The sequence below is a fragment of the Acidovorax sp. Root275 genome, assembly GCF_001428965.1.
Lineage (GTDB): Bacteria > Pseudomonadota > Gammaproteobacteria > Burkholderiales > Burkholderiaceae_C > Acidovorax > Acidovorax radicis.
The window spans coordinates 172,406-188,298 of record NZ_LMJH01000001.1 but is presented as its reverse complement, the minus strand read 5'-3'; the positions used below and the strand labels follow the sequence as shown (position 1 = coordinate 188,298).

Annotated in this window: 16 protein-coding genes; 10 read left to right on the top strand and 6 right to left on the bottom strand. The window is 65.8% G+C overall.

Features of this window, described 5'->3' with window-relative positions:
• The first annotated feature begins 14 nt into the window (after positions 1-14).
• Positions 15-965 carry a nitronate monooxygenase gene (locus ASE52_RS00865; protein WP_057223064.1) on the top strand — a complete coding sequence of 317 codons (951 nt, stop codon included), beginning with the start codon at positions 15-17 and terminating at the stop codon, positions 963-965.
• A gap of 36 nt (positions 966-1,001) precedes the next feature.
• On the opposite strand, the gene ASE52_RS00860 is transcribed toward ASE52_RS00865, so the two are convergent.
• The gene (locus ASE52_RS00860) at positions 1,002-1,592 is read right to left on the bottom strand and encodes an NAD(P)H-dependent oxidoreductase (protein ID WP_057223063.1); all 591 of its coding nucleotides are present in this window, start codon (positions 1,590-1,592) and stop codon (positions 1,002-1,004) included.
• 473 nt (positions 1,593-2,065) lie between these two features.
• Here ASE52_RS00860 and ASE52_RS00855 point away from each other — a divergent pair, with 473 nt between their 5' ends.
• The 4 genes from ASE52_RS00855 (at position 2,066) to ASE52_RS00840 (ending at position 4,898) form a co-directional block, all read left to right on the top strand.
• Positions 2,066-2,572: an MgtC/SapB family protein gene (locus ASE52_RS00855; RefSeq protein WP_057223062.1), complete on the top strand. Its 507-nt coding sequence runs from the start codon at positions 2,066-2,068 to the stop codon at positions 2,570-2,572.
• 227 nt (positions 2,573-2,799) lie between these two features.
• Positions 2,800-3,774 (top strand): DMT family transporter, encoded by a 975-nt coding sequence (locus tag ASE52_RS00850; protein WP_057223061.1) that lies wholly within the window; start codon positions 2,800-2,802, stop codon positions 3,772-3,774.
• 268 nt (positions 3,775-4,042) lie between these two features.
• Complete coding sequence (locus tag ASE52_RS00845; protein WP_010460285.1) at positions 4,043-4,264, top strand: hypothetical protein; 222 nt, start codon at positions 4,043-4,045, stop codon at positions 4,262-4,264.
• A 94-nt stretch (positions 4,265-4,358) separates the two neighbouring features.
• Positions 4,359-4,898, top strand: a complete 540-nt coding sequence (locus ASE52_RS00840) for a DUF924 family protein (RefSeq protein WP_057223060.1) — start codon at positions 4,359-4,361, stop codon at positions 4,896-4,898.
• Positions 4,899-4,917: 19 nt separating this feature from the next.
• Here the strand turns inward: ASE52_RS00840 and ASE52_RS00835 are convergent, their stop codons facing one another.
• On the bottom strand, positions 4,918-5,853 hold the full coding sequence (locus ASE52_RS00835; protein ID WP_057223058.1) for a succinylglutamate desuccinylase/aspartoacylase family protein: 936 nt from the start codon (positions 5,851-5,853) through the stop codon (positions 4,918-4,920).
• Between the two features lie 104 nt (positions 5,854-5,957).
• Between ASE52_RS00835 and ASE52_RS00830 the strand changes: the two genes are divergently transcribed.
• A complete protein-coding gene (locus tag ASE52_RS00830) occupies positions 5,958-9,107 on the top strand; it encodes a hypothetical protein (protein WP_057223057.1) in 3,150 nt (1,049 codons plus the stop codon).
• A 136-nt stretch (positions 9,108-9,243) separates the two neighbouring features.
• Here ASE52_RS00830 and ASE52_RS25420 read toward each other — a convergent pair whose 3' ends face one another.
• Together ASE52_RS25420 and soxR are read right to left on the bottom strand one after the other, a co-directional pair.
• Positions 9,244-10,137, bottom strand: coding sequence for a hypothetical protein (locus ASE52_RS25420; protein WP_140426107.1), 894 nt, complete (start codon positions 10,135-10,137; stop codon positions 9,244-9,246).
• Between the two features lie 285 nt (positions 10,138-10,422).
• Complete coding sequence (soxR, locus tag ASE52_RS00820; RefSeq protein ID WP_241776888.1) at positions 10,423-10,941, bottom strand: redox-sensitive transcriptional activator SoxR; 519 nt, start codon at positions 10,939-10,941, stop codon at positions 10,423-10,425.
• A 143-nt stretch (positions 10,942-11,084) separates the two neighbouring features.
• Here soxR and ASE52_RS00815 point away from each other — a divergent pair, with 143 nt between their 5' ends.
• Together ASE52_RS00815 and ASE52_RS25970 are read left to right on the top strand one after the other, a co-directional pair.
• A complete protein-coding gene (locus ASE52_RS00815; protein ID WP_057223051.1) occupies positions 11,085-11,534 on the top strand; it encodes a RidA family protein in 450 nt (149 codons plus the stop codon).
• Between the two features lie 86 nt (positions 11,535-11,620).
• The gene (locus tag ASE52_RS25970; RefSeq protein ID WP_010460267.1) at positions 11,621-11,764 is read left to right on the top strand and encodes a hypothetical protein; all 144 of its coding nucleotides are present in this window, start codon (positions 11,621-11,623) and stop codon (positions 11,762-11,764) included.
• Between the two features lie 103 nt (positions 11,765-11,867).
• Here ASE52_RS25970 and ASE52_RS00810 read toward each other — a convergent pair whose 3' ends face one another.
• Complete coding sequence (locus ASE52_RS00810) at positions 11,868-14,165, bottom strand: GGDEF domain-containing phosphodiesterase (RefSeq protein WP_029413526.1); 2,298 nt, start codon at positions 14,163-14,165, stop codon at positions 11,868-11,870.
• A 121-nt stretch (positions 14,166-14,286) separates the two neighbouring features.
• The gene (ylqF, locus tag ASE52_RS00805; protein WP_057223049.1) at positions 14,287-15,255 is read right to left on the bottom strand and encodes a ribosome biogenesis GTPase YlqF; all 969 of its coding nucleotides are present in this window, start codon (positions 15,253-15,255) and stop codon (positions 14,287-14,289) included.
• A 94-nt stretch (positions 15,256-15,349) separates the two neighbouring features.
• On the opposite strand from ylqF, the gene ASE52_RS00800 reads away from it, so the two are divergent.
• Positions 15,350-15,601, top strand: coding sequence for a hypothetical protein (locus ASE52_RS00800; RefSeq protein WP_029413519.1), 252 nt, complete (start codon positions 15,350-15,352; stop codon positions 15,599-15,601).
• Entirely contained in the window at positions 15,601-15,828 is a 228-nt protein-coding gene (locus ASE52_RS00795; protein WP_057223048.1) for an oxidoreductase-like domain-containing protein, read from the top strand. The genes ASE52_RS00800 and ASE52_RS00795 overlap by 1 nt, the downstream gene beginning before the upstream one ends.
• Positions 15,829-15,893: the final 65 nt, after the last annotated feature.

The window sequence follows — 15,893 nt, the reverse complement described above, 5'->3', positions numbered from 1 at the left end:
AGGAGACTCCGTTCATGACCCCACCCGCCACCAACCGCGTCCTCGCCCACACCGGCGCGCGCTACCCCATCATCCAGGCGCCCATGGGCTGGATCGCGCGCACGCAGCTGGCCTCGGCGGTGTCCCGCGCGGGCGGGCTGGGCATCATCGAGACCTCCTCCGGCGAGACGGCCAACTGCCAGGCCGAGATCACGAAGATGAGCGCGCTCGGCCTGCCGTTTGGCGTGAACCTGCCCATCCGTTTTCTGAAAGACGACGCCATGCTGCGTTTTGTCTGCGCATCGGGCGTGAAGTTTGTGACCACCTCGGCGGGCAGCCCGGCCAAGTTCATCGCGCCGCTCAAGGATGCGGGCATCACCGTCTACCACGCGGTACCCACGGTGGATACCGCGCTCAAGTGTGTGGATGCAGGCATCGACGGCCTGGTGGTCGAAGGTGGTGAAGGCGGCGGCTTCAAGAACCCCGAAGAGGTCTCCACCCTGGTGCTGCTGCAGGCCATCCGCGCGCGGGTGGAGGTGCCGCTGGTTGCGGCCGGTGGCATCTGCGACGGACGCGGCATGGCGGCGGCTTTTGCGCTGGGGGCCGAGGCGGTACAGATGGGCACAAGGTTTGTGAGCTGCGCCGAAAGCCCCGTGCACGCCAACTACAAGAACGCCATCGTCGATGCGGGCGTGACCGGCACCTGGATGCTCAACACCAAGGCCAGCCCCTGTATCCGCGCGCTCAAGTCGCAGCGCACCCAGGCCATCCACGAGGCAGGCCTCATGCCCGCCGATAGCTTTGCGGGCATCCAGCGCGTGTACTTTGAGGGCGACATGGAGGCCGCGCCTGCGCTGGCGGGGCAGACCGCCGGTCTCATCGACTCCGTCAAGACGGCCCAGCAGATCATTGAAGAGACGGTGGCAGAGTTCTTTGCGATCAGCCAGCGCATGGGCGCCTTGGCCGCAGCGCGGTCGTTTGGCTGAAGGCCACCGCGGCGCGCAACGGACTGAGCCTGCGGCCTAAGCCGCCTTGGCCCCCAGCGCGCGCATGCGCGCCTTCCACTTGGCAACCCCATCGTCGCCCAGTTGCTCCACGCTGCCCACCAGCGTCTCGTGCACTGGCGCAATGCCCACAAAGCCCAGGATATTGCGCTCCAGCGACTTCACGCTGTGCGCGCGGAAGTACCAGCGGTAGACCAGCGCTGGCATACCCATGGTGATCACCACCCGGGCACTGCGGCCGGTGAGCCCCTTGCGGCCAAAGGGGTTGCTGCCTTCGGTGTTGAAGGCAAACCCGGGCCGCGCCACCTGCTCCAGAAAGCCCTTGAGCAAGGCCGGCATGTCACCCAGCCACAGCGGAAAAAACAGCACGATGTGCTGCGCCCAGCCGATGTCCGCCTGCGCAGGCTTGAGCACGGCGGGCAGCAGGCCCAGCTCCCACTCATGTTGGCTGCGCAGCAGCGCAAAGTCGATGGCGGCCACCTCGATCTCGCGCACCTCGTGCCCGGCCGCAATGGCACCCTGCGCATAGGCCTGCGCCAGCGCATGGCACAGGTGGGGCGCACTCGCATCCGGGTGGCCCTGGATCAGAACAATGCACTTGGGCGTCATGGCAAACACTCCTCACGGAACCACGCCCGCCGGTAGCGGCGGCCGCTGCGGGGCACCAAGGCAAATCGTGACACGCGACACCCCGGGGCGCAAGCGCCCAGCAGGTGCCCCACCCGCAGAAACGGGCGAGGGAAGCGCTGGAGGGACGGGGCCACGGACTGCAACCCTCAGATGCTTCACTTTTGATAGCTATCAGCGCTTTCCCATCAAGCGCCAGGTGCCATTTTTTATCAAAACCTGGCGCCCACATGCCACCAGGCACATCGTGGGCAGCGTCGGCACTGTCCTACCCCCGCGCTCGCCCGCCACCGGTAGACGCTCCAGGGCGGGGGCGGCACAGTCGCAGGGCAGCACTGTTGCTGCGCCCCTTCCACCCGCTGGACTCCCCGCCATGCCACCACGCGCGCGCCACCCTCTGACCACACAACCCTCCACACCGCACACCCCATTCACCGGGCGCGAGGACCACAGCCATGGCTGACCTCTGGCACCAGATCACCAGCACCGTGGCCTCGGAATTCTCGGACGTGCCCGATGCGGAGCAGGCCACGCGCATTGTGGTGCGCCTGGCCATGGCAGCGCTGCTGGGCGGGCTGCTGGGTTGGGAGCGCGAACACGCCGGCAAGGCCGCCGGTGTGCGCACCCACATGCTGGTGGCCATGGGCGCGGCCCTGTTCGTGCTGGTGGCGCAGCAGGCCGGCATTGAAGCGGCGGACAACAGCCGCGTGCTGCAGGGCATCATTGCGGGCGTGGGGTTTCTGGGCGCGGGCACCATCCTCAAGGGCGATGCCGAAAGCCAGGTCAAGGGCCTGACCACGGCCGCTGGCATCTGGCTCACGGCCGCCATCGGGGTGGCCGCCGGGCTGGGCCGCGAAGCCACGGCCGTGCTGAGCACGGTGCTGGCGCTGGCGGTGCTGTGGGCCATACCGATGCTGCACGACAAGGTGAGCCGCAACGCAGCCAACCACAAGTCGGACTGATCCAGGCCGAGCCGAGCTGAGGCAGCTCGCTGGCGCGGGCTGCGCTACACTTTTTGGCCCACCGACCCCCTGGCTGCGGCGCAGGCCCACGCGCCGCAGGCAGCCACCTCCCGTTACTCCATGCACAGTCTTCCAGCGCAGCGCCGCTGCCTTGGCGGCGCAGCCCCTGCGCCGTTTGCCATCCTGCCACCCGCCACAGCCTGCAGCCTTCCTGCGGCGGTACAACCATGACGCGGACGAGCGACTCCGAGGCTCAGCCTGCGGCATCTGCAGCCGCGACTGCGACCGCGAGCACAACTGCGACTGCAACGGCCACCACAGCGCAGGCGGCAGCCTCGGCCAACCTGCGCGGCATCGTGGCCATGGTCGCGGCGGTGGGGTGTTTTTCGTTGATGGACGCCCTGCTCAAGACCCTGTCGGCCAGCTACCCGGCCATGCAGGTGGCGGCGCTGCGCGGCTGGGCTGCGCTGCCGCTGGTGGCGGTGTATGTGCTGTGGCGTGGCGAGGTGGCCGGCCTGCTCCGGGTGCGCTGGCCGCTGCACCTGCTGCGCGGTGTGCTCAACGTGACCATGCTGGGCCTGTTCACCTACGCGCTCAAAGAGCTGGGCCTGGCCGAGGCCTACACGCTGTTCTTCATCGCGCCACTGCTGATCACGGCGCTGTCGACCGTGGTGCTGCGCGAGAAGGTGCGCGCCGCGCACTGGGTGGCGATTGCGCTGGGCATGGTGGGCGTGGTGGTGGCCCTGCGGCCCAGCCAGGAGGCCTTTTTCACGCTGGGCGCCCTGGCGGTGCTGGGCGCGGCGTGTGGGTATGCCGTGTCGGCCATCACGGGGCGCGTGCTCAGCCGCACGGACTCCAGCGCCAGCCTGGTTTTCTGGACCACGGCCTTCCTGGCGCTGGGTGCAGGCACGCTGGCCTGGCCCAATTGGGTGGGTGTGGCGCAGGCGCACTGGCCGCTGGTGGCGGGCCTGGCGGTCACGGGGTTTCTGGGGCAGCTGGCGATCACCGAGGCGTTCCGGCACGGGCAGGCATCGGTGGTGGCGCCATTTGAATACACAGCCCTGGCCTGGGGCATGGGGCTCGACTGGGTGCTGTGGCAGGCCGTGCCGGGGGTTTCCACGTTGCTGGGTGGCGCGATCATCATCGGCAGCGGGCTGTATCTGGTGCGGCAGGAGCGGACGCAGGCGGTGGTGCCTCCGTGAGGTGAAGCTCCCCTTGAGTCGCCTTCGGCGCCTTCCCCCTCTCTCGCTGCGCGGGAGGGGGACGCCACCGGTGGCCTGGCAAAGCCAGTTCCACGGTGGCACTGGCCTGGGCCGTGCCAGTTTCGTGTGCTGAGCATGCACAACGAAAGACCTTGGACGTGGCGGCACCTGCCCGCGCCGTCGCACGGCATGGTCTTACACCCCGGTGCGCGTGCGCGCAGTGCAATGGAAGCTCCATCACATCGGCATCGCCGCAAAGGATTTCGCCATGACCCAGCACGCCACCATTGCAGGCCACGTCACCTACACCCCGGGTGACGGAGCCCCCCTGACCATTCCGAAAGGCCCCGTGGAGCTGGAGCCTTCCAAAGACAGCACCACCCTGAGCTGGACTGCCGACAACGATGCCGTCGGCTCCGCCGCGATTCCGAAGGACCAGTTCAACCAGTACGTTCGCGACGGAAAAATCCGTCTGCAGGACAGTCGGTGAGCCCCACAGCGCGGCAGCACCGGATACTATGAAATTGATAGCTTTTAGCGCTTTATGATCAAGCGCTAGAGCCCTATTTCATTCAAAAACCACGATGCACGCCGAAGACATCCTTCATTTCTGGTTCGAAGAACTCACCCCCACCCAGCACTTCGCACAAGAGGACGCCATCGACGCGATGATCCGTGTCCGCTTCGGTGCAACCTGGGAAGCGGCGCGGCAGTGCGAGTTGTGGAGTTGGCGCAGCACACCCCAGGGCCGCCTGGCGGAAATCCTGGTGCTGGACCAGTTCTCGCGCAACATCCACCGGGGCTCGCCGCTCGCATTTGCGCAGGACACCCAGGCGCTGGCCCTGGCGCAGGAACTGGTGGCCGGGCAGCATGACACGGCACTGGCCCCCGCCGAACGCGCCTTTGCCTACATGCCCTACATGCACAGCGAGTCGCTGGTGGTCCACGCCCAGGCGATGGTGCTGTTTGACCAGCCAGGGCTGGAAAACAACCTGAAGTTCGAGGTGCTGCACCGCGACATCATTGCGCGCTTCGGGCGCTACCCGCACCGCAACGTGGTGCTGGGGCGCACGTCCACCGCGCAGGAGATTGCCTTCCTCGCGCAGCCCGGATCGTCCTTCTGAGCTTGCCGGTGATTGCCGGTCAGATCGGCCGGGTCAGATACACCGCTTCGCGGCCCACGATGGGTTCGCGGGTGGGCATCAGCACCGTGCAGTCGTCGCACAGCGCGCGGATTTCGTGCGGGCCATCGGTGGCGATGAGTTCGCCCTGGGCAAACACCTCGAAGCCCTGCACAGGCCGCGTGAAGCGAAAGTCCGGCGTGCGCACCATGCAGGTCTCCAGCAGTTCATAGCGGCGCTGCGGGCCCGGGGCGGGGCGGTAGGGAGCGGCTTCGACCAGCCCGAAGTGCGCCAGAAAATCCAGCGCCACGGCCGTGGCCACGTCGGCCGCCGACTGGCGGAAATGCTGGCCGCACTCGACCACCAAAGCCACTCCTTCGCTCTCCGCCTGCCCATGGCGGCCATGCTGGATGAGCGGCGTGCCCGAACCAAGCCCGCTGGGCATCACCAGGTGCACGGGCGGGCGGCCGATGGCCAGCGCCACCTGGGCATTGCGCGGATAGGCGGGGTACACCCAGAAAGGCTGCACGTCCTGGCTGGTGGAGTGGATGTCCAGGATGTGGTCGGCCGCAGCCACTACCGGGCGCAGCACCCGTGCGCGGTCCAGCTCCGGGCTTGCGGCCGTGCCGTCCAGCTCACCGGCGGACCAGATGCGGTTGAGGTTGTGCACCAGCTGGCGGCTTTCAAACGGGCGGGTCGGGTCAAACGATGCGTACGCCGCCACGTTGGCAAAGCTGATGGTCAGCGTGCCGATGCGCGGGCGCACGCCCGTGTCCAGCAGATGCGTGGCCGCCACCATGCCGCAGATTTCGTTGCCATGCGTGAGTGCATTGATGAGCACGTGGGGGCCCGGCTGGCCCGATTCAAAACGGTGCACGTAGTCGATACCCACATTGCCCTGGCGGTAGGCAGACAGGTCACGGGGAAGGACTTCAAAGACGGGAGAGTTTTGCGTCATGGATGGCAACTAATAAGACAACACATCATTCTCTGCGCAAAGCAAAAACCACGTGGCGCGCGGTGTACGATGCCCCGCCCGTTGTCCCCTCGCCCCGACACACCATGCCCACTGCCCGACTTTGCCCGCTGGCCGACGTGGCCGCCCGACTGCCTGCCGACAGCTGGATCGCCCAGCGCCTTGCAGAGGACCCGGACGCGCTGGCCACGGAAACCGTGCTCTGCATCACGGGCGATGTGCAGGTGCCCGAGCTGCACCTGGATGCGCCCCTGGCCAGTGGCAGCCCGCTGCGGGCACTGCTGCAGGGCGGCAACAACACCAACCAAGCTCCCACGGGCCAGCCCTTTCTGATCCTGATCGAAGGGCATCTGCAGATCGACGGCGCGCTCACCTGCGACGACACCGATGGCGCCACGCACCTGGTCGTACTGGGCGATGCGCGCATGCACAACGCCGTGGTGGGCGGCCAGCTGTTTTATGTGCAGGGCGCGCTGCAGGTGGCCGGCCTCCTGTGGGGCCACTACAACCATGGCGGGCTCACCGTCCGTGGTGGGCTCACCGCGCGGGTGGCGTTGTTCTCTGATGAGTACCACGTGGACATCACCGGGCCCGAGCAGGTGGAGTTCCTCATGGACGAGGTGCGCAGCGTGCCGCACCTTGCGGAGTTCGCAAGCGAGATCGCGGGCATCGTGTTCGCGCCCGAGTTCCATGACCCCAGCGGCGACGGAGAGAGCGGCATCAGCGGCATGCTCAGCCGCCCCCGCGTGGTGGCCGCCGTGCGTGCGGGCGAGAACGCCACGCGCAGCAGCGCCGAGATCCACGCCACCCTGCCACTGGAGGCAGGCCTGTTTGCCAATGAGGCGATCAGCGTGCACAACATCCTCGCCGCAGTGCGTACACCCGTGATCGGACCCAAGGAGCACACGGCCACCGGGTGGTTTCAGCAGACCGATTTTTCGCTGTGCCAGCGGCATGTGGACGCTGATGGCGACCAGCGCGATGACAACGTGTTCATCACCGTCTGGAAGACCTGGGACTTCTACCTGTCGGTAGCGCAGGTGCCCGAACGCCAGGGGCTGCTGGCACGCCTGGCCGCCGCCGCGCTGGGCCGCAAAGTGCCGACCACCGCACAGCTCACGCTGGTGCACCGCGCCTACAGCGACGGCGAGCCCGGCGAGTGGCTGCCCCTGGCGCCCGACACCGCCCCCGAGGCGTGGCGGGCCTGCACAAAGGCCTGGCGCGGCGTGTTGGACTACCTGCGCAAGGCCGTGGGCCAGCACCGCGCCCGCTACCCGCTGTACCAGCGCCTGCTGGCCGAGTTGACCGCAGAACGCATCGAAGACTTCACCAGCCTGCCCGTGTTCACCGAGCGCTACAACGACTGGTGGGACAGCGACCGCAACGGCTGGTGGGAGGACGATGTGTGGGTGGGTGCGCGCCAGCCCTGCATGCACGAAGGCGAGCCTTGGGGCCGCGCCCTCAAGCTCAGCTGGGAAAACGGCGACGAAGCCCCCGGCGACGAAGACGACAACGCCCACAGCGCCTACCAGATCAACGTGGAAGCCGCGCTGGAAGGGCCTGCAGTGGTGGAGTTCACCTACGCCCAGCGCCAGAGCGATGCCCGCAGCACCCTGCCGCGCAGCGCCGCTGACCACATAACGCGGCTGCTGCGTTTTTACGGTGCGGTCCAATCGCGCGTGCGCGCCCAGCACGAACAGGAGCAGGCCCGCCAGGCCGAGGCGCGGCGCATTGAAGCCGCCGTGCACCTGCTGGCCACACCGCCCCTGGCGCCCGACCTGCCCGATGCAGCGGTCTTCCCCGTTGAGCTGATGACCCTGTCCGACCAATGGCAGGCCGGCGGGCAGAGCTATGTGGCGGCCATCCGCACCCACCAGCTCACCATGGATGCAACCGAGGCGCAGAAAGGCAACGGCGACAGCGAAAGCCATACCGAAGACGGTGGCGAAGCAGGTACCGAAGAAGAAAACGAAGACATAAGCGAAGACAGCGACCTGCCCTCCGACCCGCGCAAGGCGGCCGCCGCCACGGTGCTGCAACTGGCCCGCGTGGTCAACACCCACGCCGACGAGGACCTGGCCGACCGCTTTCGCCAGCGCTTTGCGTTTGCCCCCGATGCTTTCGTGCGGCGCGCCGCTGATGCGGGCTGCTTCATCGGCCCGGTGTTCGCGCTGGAGGACGGCCGCGTGCTGGCGCGCATCGGCGCCCCCTACGACGATGCCGCCCACTGGGTGGCACTGCAGGGCCTGCGGCACACCCCCCTGCCTGCGCTGCACGGCCTGGGCCGCTCACCCAACCGGCGCTGCTTTGCGCAAAGCGACGGCCAGCACATCACCACCCACGACGGTTTTGACGGCCCCGTGATCGCCCGGTTTGCACTGCCCCAGGGCAACGAAGGACTGCCACCCCACGTGGAGGGTTCGCCGGGCCCGCTGGGGCAGCGCTGCGACGAGCTCATCCCCTTCAACGACGGCCAGCGCGTGCTGCTGCGCAACCCCACGGGCATCTACCTCCTGGCCAGCCAGGGCAGTGGGGGCAGCCCCAGCGTGCAGCGCGTGCAGCGCCTGCACCCCCAGACCTTCGACGAAGACGGCCCCTACACCTGGCCCAAGAACCAGCAGGAAGAATCGGTGAATGGCACCGAGGTCACGGTGCTGGCGCTCGACATGCTGCACATGGCCCTGTCACCGGACGAGCGCCACATCGCCGTGGGCGACCAGGACAGCCAGCACATCCTGCTCGATGCGCAGGGCTCTGTGGTGGCCGAATACGAAACGCTGTCGTCCTACCCGCACCACGCCACCTTCTCGCACGACAGCGCGCGCCTGTTCGCCAACTCCTGTCACCTGTATTGGGGCAGCACCCGCTCAATCCCCATCGGCGGGGCGCCGCACGATGCTGCGGACGAGGACGCCCCGCCACTCGACGAACGCTGCCGCGTCTACGCCTCGGCCACCCTGCCCGGCATGGTGGTGCTGGGCGATGCCGACGGCTACCTGCACGCCCTCAGCGAGGACGGGCACCCGCTGTGGCGCCACCACATCGGCAGAACGATCAGCGCCGTGGAGACGTCGCCCGACGGCTGCACGCTGTGGGCCGCCAGCTACGGCGGCTACCTGGTGCGCCTGGAGCGCGTGGAGACAGGCATGGACCCGTATTCCATCGGCACATCGCCGTATGCGGAGGTGCGGCGGTGGATATTTTGGAGGGACGAGGCGGGGCCGTTGCGGTGGTAGCGATTTTTATAAAGAATTGACGAGACATCGATTGCAATTAACACTCGATATGGCGTCAAATGGGATTCCGGCAGTCATGATATGAAATCCACCTGCAGATCACCAAGAGCAGCCGTTAGAATTCGGATAATTGCACTCAACTCGTCTCACCAAGAATAATGGCGGAATCGATGATGAAGTTAACGCACGACTCCAAATAATCGACATTGAGGAGATCAATAGTCCTCTTGTCATGCTGAATAATCGGCGTGCCATTGATGGATCTTGCAACGTGCGGAAGCAATGCATGAAATTTCACATATCGACGGTAGTCAAGACCTAGAGCAACTATCCGGGTTGCAGCCTGAAGCGCAGCAATCGATTCACCCGCAGCATCTACAAATCTGCCAAGATTTCTATCGTCTTTGAATCCGAGGAAGAAGCTGTTCAACATGGACATGTTGTCCCCGAAGTAGAAGCGACGATTCGCTCCTGTCTTGAACTCATCTGTCTCAGCGATGTGGTGAGCCACCATCTCCTCGAAGGCCAGCGCAATGTGACTAGCAGCTTCGGCAAGTCGTCCTTGTGACATGTCGTCCTGTGCTGACCTAATGCTGTCCCTTGCCAAAGAAGGCTCCACAAAATCTACCATCGATATTGCGGAGAATTCCATTTGAAAGAGCATGGGGGTTGCTGCGTGCAGAAAATTCGTGACAGTCTCGCGGTGACTCTCAATATCTGATTTCGCCGGCATATTTCCATGATGCTTGATACCGACACGCGCCTTGTTCAGCCGCTCAAAGCTTGCGCGCTCTGGGAGATGAGGCGGTGGAAGTTTGGAATCAAATTCAGTCCAATATTCCATGATGCTTCTTGGTTCTTTGATGTCATGGATTTCTGAAGCAATCTTCAGATAAAACTCCACACAATCATGAAACATCAACAACGAGGCAGCCGCTTTCACTTCGGGACCTTTCGACTGAGCCACCGCGTTGTTATACAAATATTTTACGAATGCCAGTCGGCGAAGTTGGGTGTAGTGCAAGGACATGTCTTTCTTTCCTGGTTTTTCGAACGCATTGTCAGCAAATAGCCGCAGCAGGCACCAAGTCTGCCATGGGCCCATTGCCCCGATATGAGTGACAAATTTTGGCCATCGATAATCCCTTTCACAGCAATCATTGCAGGCCAACCCCTCTTCACCCAGCCCTCCTGCACCAGTTCCCCCGGCAGTTTTTGGTACGGCCTTCGCTACTGCTGTTGTCAACCACGGTTACACGAGGTACACCCCCGCTCGCCCCGCGTCAGCAGGCCTCCGCAAATCACGCACTCTCCCTCAAAAATGCGGCCCAGGCCCCTCCTCTGCGAGCGCATCCTGCGCATTGCGCAGCGGGCAGACCTTGAGCGACAAACAACCGCAGCCAATGCATCCATCCAGCTGGTCACGCAGCGCCGTCAGCGTGCGGATGCGCTCGTCCAGGTCGTCACGCCAGCGGGCGGAGAGGCGGCGCCAGTCTGCCACCGTGGGCGTGCGCCCGGCGGGCAGCGCCTGCAAGGCACCGGCAATGGCGGCCAGGGGCACGCCCATGCGCTGCGCGACCTTGATCACCGCCACGCGGCGCAGCACCGAGCGTGGGTAGCGCCGCTGGTTGCCCGCATTGCGCACGCTGGCGATCAGCCCACGCGATTCATAAAAATGCAGGGCCGACACGGCCAGCCCGCTGCGGCTGGCGACCTCGCCCACCGACAGCTCAGATTGTTCGGATTGTTCGGACTGCGCGCCCGCTACCTCACGGGCAACGGGGATGCTGGGCTTGCCTGGCTTCACAACCATTCCTGCAAAGGTTTTCTTCATGGTGGTTGACCTCAATTTAACTTGAGGTTTGATACTAGCCCACGAAACCGGTGAAGCCGCCGCTCCTGCGGCGGCCACCCAGGTTTTCTCGGCAATTCCGCTTTTGGTTTCACCGTTACCTCCCACTTCTGGACTTCTGCACCATGCGCCCTGATTCCGCAACGACCCTGCGCCCTGCCACGGGCGCTTCCAAACTCCGCTTCATCAACCCTCCCGGCCTGTACGACCCACGCGCCAATGGCTATACCCATGTGGTGGTGGCGCCCGCCCAGTCGCGCACCGTCTTTGTGGCGGGCCAGGGCGGCGAAAACGCGGCGGGCCAGCTGGTCCCCGACTTTGGCGAGCAGTTGCGCCAGGCATTCACCAACCTGCGCATGGCGCTGGCAGGCGCAGGGGCCAGCGTGCACGACGTGGCCAAACTCACGGTATTGGTGGTGGACCACACCGAACAGCGGCTGGCGCTGTTCAGCCAGGCGGCGCGCAGCCTGTGGCCCGATGGGGCGGCACCGGCCTGCACCCTGATCCCGGTGCCCCGGCTGGCGCTCGACGGCATGCTGATAGAAATCGAGGCCACGGCGGTAGTGCCCGCGTGAGCACCGCAAAGGTGACCGCGAAAGCGCCCCGTTTGTGACGTACCATGCCGGCACGGTCCCATTCCGAGACCTTTACAGGAGGCCCTATGGCAAAAGGCGAACAACGCAGCAACAAGATGGCGAAGAAACCCAAGAAGGACAATTCGCTGCCCAAGGAAAGCGGTGGCTCTGACCGCCCCATGCCACCGGTGACCTCCGTCATTCCGCGTGGCAAAGAAAAGAACAAGTAACGCAGTGGCGCGCATGCGCCCACAACCTGCTTGCTATCACATCAATAGCTGCTAGCGCTCTACCATCAAGCGCTAGCAGCTATTTTCATTTGGATTTTCTGCTTCAGCTCTGGGTGCTTGTCGCGTCCGTTTGCACCGCACGGGCGATCCAGTCGGTATCGGGCTCGGGCCGCCCGAAGAGGTAGCCCTGGTACACGATGTCGGGCGCACGCTGGCTCAGGAAGTCTGCCTGCTCGCGGGTCTCGACGCCCTCGGCCACCACACGCAGGCCAAAGTGGCGGGCCACCGACAGGATGCCCTCCACCAGCACGCCATCGTCGGCATTGGTCGGTGCGTCGCGCACGAAGGAGCGGTCGATCTTGATCTCCTGGATCGGCAAGCGCTTGAGGTAGGCCAGCGATGAATAGCCCGTGCCAAAGTCGTCCAGCGACATGTCCACCCCCAGCGCCGCCAGTTCGTGCATCTTGGCCACCGCGTCGTCAAAATCGTCGATCACCAGGCCTTCGGTCACCTCCAGCGTCAGCAGGCGCGGGTCGGCACCGGTGGCGGCCAGGATGGCGCGCAGCTGCGGCACAAACCCCGCCTGCCGGAACTGCCGGGCACTCAGGTTGACCGACAGCCGCAACCGGCGCTCCTGAAACACGGGCTGCGCCAGCAGTGCGCAGGCATGGGTGAGCACCCAGCCGCCCAGGCTCACGATGAGGTCAGACTCTTCGGCCACGGGGATGAACACCCCGGGCGCCACCAGGCCGTCGCGCGGATGCTGCCAGCGCACCAGCACCTCGGCGCCGGTGAGCTGGCCCTGCACGTCCACCTGCGACTGCAGGTACAGGCGCAACTCGTTCGCTCCGATGGCCTGGCGCAGTTCGCGCTCCACGCGAAAGCGCTGCTCGGCCGCCTCCCCCATGCCTTGCTCGAAGAAGGCCGCACGCCCGCCACCTGCCTGCTTGGCACGGTGCAGTGCGGTGCCCGCGCGGCGCAGGGCATCGTGTGCGACATCGTTGGCGCTCTGCGGATAGAGCGTGATGCCCACGCTCGCGCCCAGCTGGGCCTCTTCGGCATCGTTGTCCTGCAGGCGCAGCGGCCTCAGCAGCGCGGACTGCAACTTTTCGGCAAAGGCCAGGGCATGCCGGCCGGCCAGCGAGGCATCCGCGCCCAGGCTGTGCAGCACCACCGCAAATTCGTCGCCCGCCACGCGCACGAGCAGGCCCTGGGCAGGAAGGATCTCGGACAGGCGCAGCGCCACGGCACACAGCAGGCGGTCGCCCGCATCGCTGCCGCGCGCATCGTTGAAGGTGGTGAAGCGGTCCAGATCCAAGAGCAGCAGCGCGTGCTGCGTGGTGGGCGCCCGGCCCCGGCGCCCCTGCAGCGCGGACAACCGCTCCATCAGCGTGAAGCGGTTGGGCAGGCTGGTGAGGCTGTCGAAATGCGCCAGGCGGTGGATCTCGCGCGCAGCGCGCTTGCGTTCGGTAACGTCCTGCTTGAGCTCCACATAGTGGGTGACGTGGCCATCGGGCTGGCGGATGGGGGCCACCACCACGGCCTCGGCAATCTCGGCGCCGTCCTTGCGGCGGTTGACCTGCTCACCCGCCCAGTTCTCGCCGCGCGCCAGCGTATCGCGCAGCCCCTGTAGCTGCGCTGGCGTCAGGCCGTTGCTGGAGATCTGGGCCGACAGCTGGCCCAGTGCCTCGTCGCGGGCATACCCCGTGCGGACGAGGAAGGCGGCATTGACATATTCGATGCGCCCTTCCAGGTCGGTGATGACGATGCTCTCGGGGCTCTGCTCCACGGCCCGCTGCAGCTTGCGCAGCTCGGCATCGGTGGTGGCCAGGCTCGATGCCGTGTGCCGCGCCTCCTGCACGCGGCGCAGGTAGCTGCGCCGCGACAGCAAGGTCGCAGCGGCCGTCACCGCCAGTATTCCGCTCAGGTAGGCCACATATGCCAGCCGGTTGCCATAACGCGCCGGGGGCAGCCAGCCGTGCAGGTCCGCCCAGACAAACAACAGGAACAGCACCCCCGTGGTACCGGTCAGTATCAGTGTGGGCCGCGCCCCCAGGATCCACCCGGCAAACACGATCAGCACCGGGAAATTGAGCAGGTTGGGGCCACGCAACCCCCCGTTGGTCGCGGCCACCACCGAGACCACGCCCCACACTCCCCAGATCAGTACCAGCGCAGCCTGGTGCCAGCGGTGCAAGCGGCCCAGCAGCACCGCTATGCCGCCCATCGCGCCCGCGCCCAGATTGAGCAGCACATGGGTCCAGGAAAGAGGCCGGTCCAGCAGCAGCAGGGCCGCAATGAGGGTGCCCGTGAGCATGACCGTCCATGAGCCGGCGCGCACCAACTGCTCAGTGGTGGCATCGTCTCGCTCGGGAGGCCAGGAAGGGTCAACAGGGCGCATGGTGAAGGCGGTGACAGCCAGGCTGGCATAGTAACCCGATACATCGCGACTATCGAGTCTTCGATGTCCACCGCCGGGCAGGCACAGGCCGATGCCCGCCCTGAAATGCGCTTTTTCCGGCTTACTCGCCGTCGCCCGCTGCAGGCTCGCGCACGCCCGAGCCCTTGCCCTGGGCTTTGGTGCGCGCGTCCTTCTTGGCCTGGCGCTTGGCGTCTTCGGCCAGGCCCGCAGCTCTCCACGCTTCAAACTCGGTTGGCGTCTCCAAGGTCACGCGCCCCAGGATGGCGGTGCGGAAGTCCGTCATCACGATCTCGGCCGTCTTTTGCAGGTTGACCCTGCCACCGCCCAGCATGGCGCCGCGTTTGCGGCCAATGGCTTCGAGCAGCTCTTCGTCGTGCATGGATGCCACAGCCCCCTGCGGCAGGCCCAGCTTGTAGCGCGCCTCCAACAACGGGGCGTAGTTCTGCTGCAGGCGGCGCAGCAGCTCCAGCGCCACCAGTTCCTCGTCGTAGGCATTGCGGCCCACGGCGCCGCTGGCGGCCAGGTTGTAGCCACTTTCGGGCACGATGATGCGCGGCCACAGCATGCCGGGCGTGTCCCACAGATAGAAGTCATCGGCCAGCGTGATGCGCTGTTCCAGCTTGGTGATGCCGGCCTCGTCGCCCGTCTTGGCCTGGCGTTTGTTGCTAAGGGTGTTGATCAGCGTGGACTTGCCCACATTGGGCACGCCGCAGATCAGCACGCGCATGGGCTTGGCCATGCCGCCCCGGTTGGGCGACAGCAAGTGGCAGGCTTCAATGAGCTTGCGCGTGGGGGCCGGGTCCGAGGCATCGAGCGGCAAGGCACGCGTGTCGCTCTGGGCGTTGTACCAGTCCACCCACAGGGCCGTGCGGTCTGCGTCGGCCACGTCCTGCTTGTTGAGCACCTTGAGCGTGGGCTTGTGGCCCGTGATCTCGGCCAGCAGCGGGTTGGCGCTGGAGCCAGGCAGGCGCGCGTCCAGCACCTCGATCACCACGTCAATGTCCTTGATGCGTTCGGTGATGGCTTTACGGGTCAGGTGCATGTGACCGGGGAACCACTGGATGGCCATGCGGGGGTACTTTCTTGTGTTTTCGATACTGTCTAAGGGTGGCAAGGATAATCGCGGTCCTCACTTGCCCACGCCACCGCGTTATTTGACCTCCATGCCAGCACCTCTCGACACCCCGCGCAAAGCCACCGCCAGCAAGGCCGACAAGGAAGTGCTGTTCAAGGGCGTGACCTGCGCACTGATTGGCCTGGTCATCCTGCTGGCGCCCTATGTGGCGCGCTCCGCCAGCGTGCGCGATCTCATGGGCCAGGCGGCCCTGGTGGGCTGGTTTGCGCTCGTGCTGGGCATTGCGTTCGGGGTGCAGTACGGCATGCGCCGCGCCAAGGCCGCGCGCCGCCAGCCGTGATGTCGGCGACCCTCACCACCCTGGCGCGCGCTGTGGACGGCGCCACGGCCCAGGCCATGTTCCAGGCCCTTCAGCAACAGGCTGTCGAAGCGGGCATCCTACTGCGCAACCCGCCGCCCGAGCCCACCACCTGCTGCGGGCGCGGCTGCAATGGCTGCGTGTGGGAGGGGTTTCTGGATGCCGCCGAATACTGGCGGCAAGAGGCGCTGCTGCGGCTGGAGGGCTGAATTTTCAGCCAAATCGGCCTCTAGCGCTTTAAAGATAAGCGCAAGAAGCTATCAAATCAGGAGTG

Bases quoted from the DNA above. Each gene is read 5' to 3' on its own strand.
- ASE52_RS00865 (WP_057223064.1), top strand. From the start codon at position 15: ATGACCCCACCCGCCACCAACCGCGTCCTCGCCCACACCGGCGCGCGC.
- ASE52_RS00860 (WP_057223063.1), bottom strand. From the start codon at position 1,592: ATGACGCCCAAGTGCATTGTTCTGATCCAGGGCCACCCGGATGCGAGT.
- ASE52_RS00855 (WP_057223062.1), top strand. From the start codon at position 2,066: ATGGCTGACCTCTGGCACCAGATCACCAGCACCGTGGCCTCGGAATTC.
- ASE52_RS00850 (WP_057223061.1), top strand. From the start codon at position 2,800: ATGACGCGGACGAGCGACTCCGAGGCTCAGCCTGCGGCATCTGCAGCC.
- ASE52_RS00845 (WP_010460285.1), top strand. From the start codon at position 4,043: ATGACCCAGCACGCCACCATTGCAGGCCACGTCACCTACACCCCGGGT.
- ASE52_RS00840 (WP_057223060.1), top strand. From the start codon at position 4,359: ATGCACGCCGAAGACATCCTTCATTTCTGGTTCGAAGAACTCACCCCC.
- ASE52_RS00835 (WP_057223058.1), bottom strand. From the start codon at position 5,853: ATGACGCAAAACTCTCCCGTCTTTGAAGTCCTTCCCCGTGACCTGTCT.
- ASE52_RS00830 (WP_057223057.1), top strand. From the start codon at position 5,958: ATGCCCACTGCCCGACTTTGCCCGCTGGCCGACGTGGCCGCCCGACTG.
- ASE52_RS25420 (WP_140426107.1), bottom strand. From the start codon at position 10,137: ATGTCCTTGCACTACACCCAACTTCGCCGACTGGCATTCGTAAAATAT.
- soxR (WP_241776888.1), bottom strand. From the start codon at position 10,941: ATGAAGAAAACCTTTGCAGGAATGGTTGTGAAGCCAGGCAAGCCCAGC.
- ASE52_RS00815 (WP_057223051.1), top strand. From the start codon at position 11,085: ATGCGCCCTGATTCCGCAACGACCCTGCGCCCTGCCACGGGCGCTTCC.
- ASE52_RS25970 (WP_010460267.1), top strand. From the start codon at position 11,621: ATGGCAAAAGGCGAACAACGCAGCAACAAGATGGCGAAGAAACCCAAG.
- ASE52_RS00810 (WP_029413526.1), bottom strand. From the start codon at position 14,165: ATGCGCCCTGTTGACCCTTCCTGGCCTCCCGAGCGAGACGATGCCACC.
- ylqF (WP_057223049.1), bottom strand. From the start codon at position 15,255: ATGGCCATCCAGTGGTTCCCCGGTCACATGCACCTGACCCGTAAAGCC.
- ASE52_RS00800 (WP_029413519.1), top strand. From the start codon at position 15,350: ATGCCAGCACCTCTCGACACCCCGCGCAAAGCCACCGCCAGCAAGGCC.
- ASE52_RS00795 (WP_057223048.1), top strand. From the start codon at position 15,601: ATGTCGGCGACCCTCACCACCCTGGCGCGCGCTGTGGACGGCGCCACG.